Origin of the sequence: Micromonospora sp. NPDC050980 (assembly GCF_040653835.1) — a bacterium.
Classification (GTDB): Bacteria; Actinomycetota; Actinomycetes; order Mycobacteriales; family Micromonosporaceae; genus Micromonospora.
The window spans coordinates 392,851-401,160 of sequence record NZ_JBFAGS010000003.1 but is presented as its reverse complement, the minus strand read 5'-3'; the positions used below and the strand labels follow the sequence as shown (position 1 = coordinate 401,160).

Annotated in this window: 7 protein-coding genes; 6 read left to right on the top strand and 1 reads right to left on the bottom strand. The window is 74.2% G+C overall.

The features are described from left to right. Positions 1 to 153: 153 nt before the first annotated feature. From AB0H28_RS08340 to AB0H28_RS08315, 6 genes are all read left to right on the top strand, one after another. The gene (locus AB0H28_RS08340) at positions 154 to 1,224 is read left to right on the top strand and encodes a hypothetical protein (RefSeq protein WP_358035918.1); all 1,071 of its coding nucleotides are present in this window, start codon (positions 154 to 156) and stop codon (positions 1,222 to 1,224) included. Beyond that, the gene (locus AB0H28_RS08335; protein ID WP_358035916.1) at positions 1,221 to 2,693 is read left to right on the top strand and encodes a hypothetical protein; all 1,473 of its coding nucleotides are present in this window, start codon (positions 1,221 to 1,223) and stop codon (positions 2,691 to 2,693) included. The genes AB0H28_RS08340 and AB0H28_RS08335 overlap by 4 nt, the downstream gene beginning before the upstream one ends. A 155-nt stretch (positions 2,694 to 2,848) precedes the next feature. Continuing rightward, positions 2,849 to 5,128 carry an EAL domain-containing protein gene (locus AB0H28_RS08330; protein WP_358035914.1) on the top strand — a complete coding sequence of 760 codons (2,280 nt, stop codon included), beginning with the start codon at positions 2,849 to 2,851 and terminating at the stop codon, positions 5,126 to 5,128. 54 nt (positions 5,129 to 5,182) lie between these two features. Beyond that, entirely contained in the window at positions 5,183 to 5,941 is a 759-nt protein-coding gene (locus tag AB0H28_RS08325) for a MerR family transcriptional regulator (RefSeq protein WP_358035912.1), read from the top strand. Positions 5,942 to 5,977: 36 nt separating this feature from the next. Further along, complete coding sequence (locus AB0H28_RS08320; protein ID WP_358035910.1) at positions 5,978 to 6,262, top strand: antibiotic biosynthesis monooxygenase family protein; 285 nt, start codon at positions 5,978 to 5,980, stop codon at positions 6,260 to 6,262. 298 nt (positions 6,263 to 6,560) lie between these two features. Then, entirely contained in the window at positions 6,561 to 6,698 is a 138-nt protein-coding gene (locus AB0H28_RS08315) for a hypothetical protein (protein ID WP_358035908.1), read from the top strand. Between the two features lie 85 nt (positions 6,699 to 6,783). Here AB0H28_RS08315 and AB0H28_RS08310 read toward each other — a convergent pair whose 3' ends face one another. After that, the gene (locus tag AB0H28_RS08310; RefSeq protein ID WP_358035972.1) at positions 6,784 to 8,301 is read right to left on the bottom strand and encodes an SLC13 family permease; all 1,518 of its coding nucleotides are present in this window, start codon (positions 8,299 to 8,301) and stop codon (positions 6,784 to 6,786) included. Between the last annotated feature and the right edge of the window lie 9 nt (positions 8,302 to 8,310).

The following is an 8,310-nucleotide window of genomic DNA, read 5'->3' as shown; positions in this document are numbered from 1 at the left end:
CCTCCTGCGCCGCCGGGGAAAGCGACCGCGCATCACGCACCACCACACCCATACACACCCAACGATCACGGCACATTTGGGCAACTCGTCAATAACAAGGGGCCCCTCCTCTACCGGAGGCGTTAACAGGGGGCCCCTCCTTACACTCCAGGGGTGGAAGATCGGCTGGGGGAGATTCGGGGTGGAGGGCCGCCACGACGGCACAACGCCCGCACCGTCGCGGCGCTGACCGGCAACCCCGGTTGCACCCGGCGTGCCGTGCTGGACAGCGCCGGCGTGGACAAGCCGGCGCTGGCGCAACGGTTGGGCTTCCCGGCCCGCTTCGGGCGGTCCCGCTTCGCGATCACCCGGGGCAATGCGTTCGAGGCCCAGCTCAAGGCGGACGGCGGCGGGGAACTGCTGCGCCTGGTGGCGGAGCGGCTCGGCGTGCCGGTGCCGGCGGGCGCGACCTGGACCGACCTGGGCGGCGACGACGACCGGCCGGAGCGCTCCCGGGCGGCGTTGACCGCGAGCGGCGACGGCCCGGCGCTGTTCGACCATCCGCTGCTCGGGCTGGACGTGGCGGGCCGGCGGGTGCACCTGGAGCCGGACCTGGTCGCGGCCCGGCTGGCCGGCCGGTACCACGTGGTGGAGATCAAGTCGTTCCCGCTGATCGACGGGCAGGCCGATCCGGCGAAGGTGGCCGCCGCCGCCATCCAGTCGGCGGTCTACGTGCTGGCGCTGCGGGAACTGCTCGCCGCCGAGGGGCGCGATCCGGAGCTGGTCGCGCACGAGGTGGTGCTGATCTGCCCGCGCGACTTCGGCAACCGGCCGGTGGCGAGCCTGCTCGACGTGCGCAAGCAGTTGCTGGTGCTGCGCCGCCAGTTGGCCCGGATGGCCCGGGTGGACGACCTGCTGGCGACCGTGCCGGTCGGGTTCACCGCCGACCCCACCGCCGACCCGGCGGCGCTGGCCGCCGCGCTGCGCCGGGTGCCGGCCCGCTACGCCCCGGACTGCCTGGCCGTCTGCGAGCTGGCCTACTTCTGCCGGCACGAGGCGCGCGGCCACACCGGGGCGCTGGGCCGGCCGGTCCGGGAGGCGCTGGGCGGCGTGGTCGAGGTGGCGGACGTGCTGGCGCTCGCCGAGGGCGTACGCGCCCCCGAGCCGGAGCAGGCGGAGGCCGCCGCGCTGCTGCGGACCGCCGCGCGCCTGCGCGCCGACGCCCTCGCCGAGAACCCGGCATGAGTACGCTGCGCGCGCTGGCCCAAGCGCAGGCGGTCGCCGCCGGGCGGGCCCAGCCGGTGGCCACGGTCCGGCACCTGCACCTGTCGGACCGGCCGCTGGTGCTGGTGCCGCTGGCGCTGGCGGGTGAGGCGAACGCTCCGCTGGCCGCCCTGGTCGGCGCCGCGCCGGACGAGGCCCGGCTGCTGGTGGTGCCGCAGCCGCGCAACCGGGACCAGCGCTTCGCGTTCGCCGCCGAGCTGGCCGGCGTGCTGCTGCCCTACCTGGACTCGTTGCGCGGCGCGACCGAGGCGGTGGCGGTGGACCGGGGCCGCGACGTCCGCCACCGGTACGTCGACGCGCCGCAACTGCTGGTGCCGAACCCGGCCGGGATCACGTTCCTGCGGCTGTTCGGCCGGTCCACGCGGTTCCGCCGCCCGGACGGCGAGCATCCGGTGCACCCGTCGGTGCCGCTGCTGGGCCGCTGGTTGACGTTCTTCGCCGAGCGCGCCGAGCAGCCCGGCTCGGCGGCGTTGCTGGCGCTCACCGACGCGCTGACGCTGCACTGGGCGACCGGGCAGAGCGCGGTGGAGGATCTGCACCTGCCGGCGGTGCTGGGCTGGCTGGACCCGCCGGTCGGGTCGACCGGCGCCGAGGCGGCGGCCCGGGCCGAGGATCCGGCGCTCGTCCCACCGGCCGGGCCGGCCACCGACCCGGACTTCGACAATCACCGGCTCGCCCCGGCGATCGAGGCGTACGCGGGTGCCGGGGACGACGCGACCGCCCGCGCCACCGCGTACGCCGAGCTTTGCGGCCTGCTGCGCGACCAGCTCGCGCCGACCTGGGAGCTGATGTGGCGCGGCGTCGGGCTGTTGCGGGCGTTGCCGCCCGGCGCGCGGGTGGCCGGCCGGTGGGCCGGTGACCGGGACGCGTTCACCGCGTACGCCGAGCATGTGGACGCCGGCGGCGGTCCGCAGCCGCGTCGCGACGGCGCGGTGGCGGCGGCGTCGCGGTTGCAGCGGCTGGAGCGGGCGCTGACCTCGTGGACGGTGCAGCGGGCGTACGACGATCCGCTGGTGATGGCCGAGCACCGGCTGGCCGGGGAGGCGTTCGTGGGTGAGGTGACGCTCGCCGACCCGAAGCGGGTGGACGACTCGGGGAAACGGCCGGTGCTGCGGCCCCGGATCCAGGTGGTGACCACCGAGGTGGTGCCGATGCCGGTGGGCGCGACGTTGTACTCGCCGGCCCGGCCGGGGCAGAAGGCCACTGTGGTGTTCGTGACGCCGGGCGCGGACGGCAGGACCGCTCTGGTGCTGGAGTTGTCCGGCGGGATGGGGCGGGGCTTGACCGCGCCGGTGGGCAGCGTGCCGGAGGTGGGGGAGCGGATCTGCCTGACCAGCCTGTCGGACGGCTTCCTGCCGGGTGGCGTGTTCCCGGCGCCGGAGGAGACACCGTGGACGCACGGCGGCCCACCGGAGCAGCACGAGGAGTAGCGGCGGGGCCGTCCGGTGACCGACAGCGGACGACTCTGGCGGCGGCCCCCGGCGCTGACTAGGCTTGCGCCGTTCGTCGTCCGTCGTCCGGTCCTCGTCGCCGAGGGTGCACGTCTGGAAGAGAGCCGGAGCGCATCGTTGTCCACCAGCACGACGTGAGCCTCGCCGTCGCGGCGCCGGCACGTCACCCGCTCGCCGGCCGTGTCGGACTCGTCGCGGCCGCCGTCGTCGTTCTCGGGGAGATGGTCTGGCTCGTCGCCGCCCTGCCCGGGGCGGCCCTGGTCAGCGACCTGGGCGCGATGGCGGTGTCGAGCTGGGCGGCGGTGCTCTGCGTCGGCGCGGCCCGCCGGCACCCGCTGGCGTTGCGGCGGTTCTGGGGGCTGCTCGCGGTCACCATGGTCCTCGCCGCGCTGGGGCGCGCGGTGTGGACTGTCGAACGTCTCGGCGGGATCGACCTGCCGCACACCCCGCTGGTCGGCGCGCTCTTCGCCGCCGGCATCGTCACCGGCACCGCCGCGCTGCTCTGCTCCCGGGCCGGCCCGCGCAGCCTGGTCGGGCAGGCCCGCACGCTGCTCGACGGCGTGATCGTCGCGCTGGCCCTGATCCCGGTCGGCTGGGTGGTGGTGTTCCGCGACCTCGCCGACGCCGACCTGTCCGACCCGCTGCGCACGTTCGGGCTGCTCTACCCGATGTTCGACCTGATGCAGCTCACCATCCTGGTGGCGGTCGCCGGGCCGGGCCGGCAGATGTGGCGGGCGCTCACCGTGATCGGTGCCGGTCTGGCGATCCGGGCCGGCGCCGACGCGGTCTACGTCTCCCTCGTCGCGCACGGCAGCTACGTCGCGGGGCACCCGGTCGACGTCTGCTGGCCGTTGAGCTACCTGCTGGTCGGCCTCGCCACCCGCTACCCACCGCCGGGCGGCGCGGCCTCCGAGGACGACGCCGGTGAGTCGCCGCTGCCGCCGTGGTGGCGGGTCGCGCTGCCGTACCTGCCGGTGGGCGGCGCGATCGTCGCGGTGATGATGTCCCGCCGGCCCACCGGGCAGACCCCGCACCTGGTCTTCATCGGCATGATGGCGCTGCTCGGGGTGCTCGCGCTGCGTCAGGGGCTGGCCGCCAACGAGAACCTGCGGCTGGTCGCCCGGCTGCGCCGGCTCGCCTACTCCGACCAGCTCACCGGCCTGCCCAACCGGCTGACCTTCATCCGGCGGCTGCGCCGCGCGTTGCGCGAGGACGGGCCGGTCGCCGTGGTGCTGCTCGACCTCGACGGCTTTAAGCAGGTGAACGACCGGTTCGGGCACGCCGCCGGGGATCGCCTGCTCACCACCACCGCGGAGCGCATGCGGGACGCGGTCGGCCCGGACGGGATGATCGCGCGGCTCGGCGGCGACGAGTTCGCGGTGCTGGTCGCCGGTGACCGCCCGGTGCCGCCCGAGCGGCTCGCGGTCCGGCTGCTCGCCGCGCTCGAGCCGCTGCCCGGCGAGGAGGACCTGGGCGTCCATCCGTCGGCAAGCATCGGCATCGCCGAGTACGGCCCGCAGCACAGCTCGCACACCGACCTGCTCCGCGACGCCGACATCGCCATGTACGCGGCGAAGGCGGCCGGCAAGTCCGCCTGGCGGACCTGCACGCCGCAACTGCGCGAGTCGGCGGTCGGTCGGGCCGAACTGATCGCCGACCTGCGCCGCGCGGTCGACGAGGGCCAGTTGCTGATGGAGTTCCAGCCCATCGTCGACCTGGCCACCGGCACGGTACGCAGCGCCGAGGCGTTGGTCCGCTGGCGGCATCCCCGCCTCGGCGTGCTCCCCCCGGCGAGGTTCCTGCCGCTGGCCGAGGAGACCGGGCTGATCCTGGCCATCGACCGGTGGGTGATCCACGAGGCGTGTCGGGCGGCGGCGACCTGGCGCGAGCGGGCGCCCGAGGTGACTGTGGCGGTCAACATCGCCGCCACCCACCTGTGCCGGCCCGACCTGATCGCCACCGTCACCGGCGCGATGGGCGCGGCCGGCCTGCCGCCCCGGGCGCTCACGCTCGAACTCACCGAGTCGGCGCTGATCGAGGGCAGCGAGGCGGTGCTCGACCGGCTGGCCCAACTGCGTGACCTGGGCATCCGCATCGCCATCGACGACTTCGGCACCGGTTACTCGTCGCTGAGCTACCTGCACCGGATCCCGGCCACCGAGCTGAAGATCGACAGGTCCTTCGTGTCCCGGTTGGGGGTCGGCGACGCCCGCGCGTACGCCACGGTGGAGATGGTCAACCGGCTGGCCGGCGCGTTCGACCTGGCGGTGGTGGCCGAGGGGGTGGAGACCGGCGCGCAGCACGCGGCGGTCACCGCGATCGGCTGCCGGCAGGGCCAGGGCTGGCGGTACGGCCGTCCGACCGCCCTGCCCGACCTGCTGCCCGCGCTGGCGCAGGAGAGTTTCACCAACTGACTTGACCCTCACGCTGCGGGAGGCGGGAGCCTGGGTCGCGGAAGGGAGGGAACCATGGCGTACACGGTGGGACAGGTGGCGCGGGCGGCCCGGGTGACGGTCCGCACGCTGCACCACTACGACGAGATCGGGCTGCTGCGGCCGGGCGGGCGGACACCGGCGGGCTACCGCTGCTACGACGACGGGGACCTGGACCGCCTGCAGCTCATCCGCTACTACCGTGAGCTGGGGTTCCCGCTGGACGAGATCGCCGAGATCCTGGACGACCCGGCCGCCGACCCGGTGGCGCACCTGAGCCGGCAGCACGAGCTGCTGTCGGGCCGGATCAGCAAGCTCCGGGAGATGGTGACGGCGATCGAGCGCGCGATGGAGGCGAGGAAGTTGGGGATTCGGTTGACGCCGGAGGAGCGTTTCGAGGTGTTCGGGGACTTCAACCCGGACGAGCACGCCGAGGAGGTCGAGCGGCGCTGGGGCGACACCGAGGCGTACCGGCAGTCGCAGGAGCGGGCCAGCGGTTACTCGAAGGAGGACTGGCTGCGCAACAAGGAGCAGAACGAGGACTGGGGCCGACGGTTCGCCGCGCTGATGGACTCCGGCGCACCGGCCGACGGGCCGGAGGCGATGGCGCTGGCCGAGGAGCACCGGCAGCTCATCACCGAGTGGTGGTACGACTGCCCACTGGAGCTGCACACCGGGCTGGCCGACATGTACGTGGCGGACCCGCGGTTCACCGCGTACTTCGAGACCATCCGGCCCGGGATGGCGGTCTACCTGAACGAGGCGATCCACGCCAACGCGATCAGCCGGGCCTGACCCGGCATCGCCGGCATTCCTGGCACGATGACCGGCATGCTCATCGTCGCCGGCACCCTCTACGTCGATCCGGCCCGGCGGGACGCCTACCTGGCGTCCTGCGCGGAGGCGGTCCGCGCGGCCCGCGCCGCACCCGGTTGTGTCGACTTCGCGGTCAGCGCCGACCTGGTCGAGCCGGGCCGGATCAACGTGTACGAGCGGTGGGAGTCCGACGAGCAACTGCTCGCATTCCGCGGTTCCGGCCCGGACGCCGACCAGGTAACGGCGATACTCGGTGCCGAGGTGCACAAGTTCCGCATCTCCGGCGTCGAGGCGCCCTGACCGCGCCCCGGTTTCCTTGGCCGCCTCGGCTCCCGCTCATCTTGGCCCCCGCTCATCTTGGCCTCCGCTTACCTTGGCCGCTGACCGCCCTGGCCGACGCCTTCCGCGGTGGGCCCCGCCAACTCGTCCACGTCGCCGGGTCTCCGGCAGTGGATGCTTCGGCCTCCCTCTAGAGCTGAGTCGTTGGTGATATCACCAGCCGCTGCCCGCGCTGCCCGCGCTGCCCGCGCTGCCCGCGCTGCCCGCGCTGCCCGCGCTGCCCGCGCTGCCCGCGCTGCCCGCGCTGCCCGTGCTGCCCGTGCTGCCCGTGCTGCCCGTGCTGCCCGTGCTGCCCGCGCTGCCCGTGCTGCCCGCGCTGCCCGCGCTGCCCGCGCTGCCCGCGCTGCTCGCGCTGCCCGCGCTGCTCCATCCAGCCCTCGGCGGCGGATCGGGGTGACCGAGGCTGAGTCGTTGGTGATATCAGCTCCAAAGGCAGTCGCGGGCGAACATCCGCCCGGCCGGCGGGCGGGGGCGGCGGCCGGCTAGACGAAGACGTCGAGCAGGAGGACGCCGAGGAAACCGACCACCGAGATGATGGTCTCCATCACCGACCAGCTCTTGATGGTCTGCCCCACGGTCAATCCGAAGTATTCCTTCACCAGCCAGAATCCGGCGTCGTTGACGTGCGAGAAGAACAGCGACCCGCAGCCGACCGCCAGGGCCAGCAGCGCCACCTCGGGGCCCTGGAGCGTGCCGGCCAGCGGCGCGACGATGCCGGCGGCGGTGATGGTGGCGACGGTGGCCGAGCCGGTGGCGACCCGGATGCCGACCGCGACCAGCCAACCCAGCAGCAGCGGCGACAGGTTGGCGCCCTCGGCCGCGTCCGCGACCAGGTTGCCCACGCCGGCGTCGACGAGCACCTGCTTGAAACCGCCGCCGGCGGCGACGATCAGCAGGATGCCGGCGATCGCCGGCAGCGAGCCGCCCAGGAACCCGGAGACCTGGCTGCGGCTGAAGCCGCTGCGGTAACCCAGGAAGATCATGGCGAAGATGACGCCGGCGAGCAGCGCGACGATCGGGGTGCCGGCGATGTCCAACGCCTTGCGGCCGGTGGTGTCCTCGTTCAGGGTCAGCTCGCCGATGGCCCGCAGCAGCATCAGCACCACCGGCAGCAGCACGGTGACCACGGCGGCCCAGAGCGCGGGCGCGCGGCGGGACCGCGGCCCGACCGGCTCGTCGATCGACGCGCCCGGACGCCCGGTGCCCGGATTGACGAGGTCGTCCTCGGCGACCAGGTCGCCGTCGGCGTCGACCCGGCCGCCCCCGGGGCGGGTGGGGCTGCGGTCACCGCCGACCGCCATGTCGCGACGGGTGGGCAGCAGCGCCTCCGGTGCGCTGGCCGGCACGTAGCGGGCGATGAAGGTGCCGAAGACCGGACCGGCGACGATCACCGTGGGGATCGCCACCAGCAGGCCGAACGCCAGCGTCTGGCCGAGGTTCGCGCCGAGCGCGTCGATCGCCACCAGTGGGCCCGGGTGCGGCGGCACCAGTCCGTGCAGCACGGACAACCCGGCCAGCGCCGGAATGCCGATCTTCATGAGCGGCACGTTGACCCGGCGGGAGACCAGCAGCACGATCGGCACCAGCAGCACCACACCGACCTCGAAGAAGAGGGGCAGGCCGATGAGCGCGGCCACCCCGGCCATGGCCCAGGGCAGCGCGCCGCCGGAGACCCGGCCGACCACCCGTGCGACGATGCCGTCCGCCCCGCCCGACTCGGCCAGCATGCCGCCGATCATCGCGCCGAGCGCGATCAGCAGGCCGACCCCGCCGACCGTCGAGCCGACCCCGCCACTGAACGAAGTGACGATCTTGTCGGCGGAGACACCGGCGGCCACGCCCAGCACCGCGGCGCCGAGGATCAACGCCAGGAACGGGTGCACCTTGGCCCAGGCGATCAGCAGCACCACCGCGGCGATGCCCAGCAGGGCGGCGATGACGAGTTGGGTGTTGCCGGCGTCCGTGAGTGGTTCCGCCGGTGCGGCGAGCAGTGTTACCACGTCGATCAC

Bases quoted from the DNA above. Each gene is read 5' to 3' on its own strand.
- AB0H28_RS08320 (WP_358035910.1), top strand. From the start codon at position 5,978: ATGCTCATCGTCGCCGGCACCCTCTACGTCGATCCGGCCCGGCGGGAC.
- AB0H28_RS08335 (WP_358035916.1), top strand. From the start codon at position 1,221: ATGAGTACGCTGCGCGCGCTGGCCCAAGCGCAGGCGGTCGCCGCCGGG.
- AB0H28_RS08325 (WP_358035912.1), top strand. From the start codon at position 5,183: ATGGCGTACACGGTGGGACAGGTGGCGCGGGCGGCCCGGGTGACGGTC.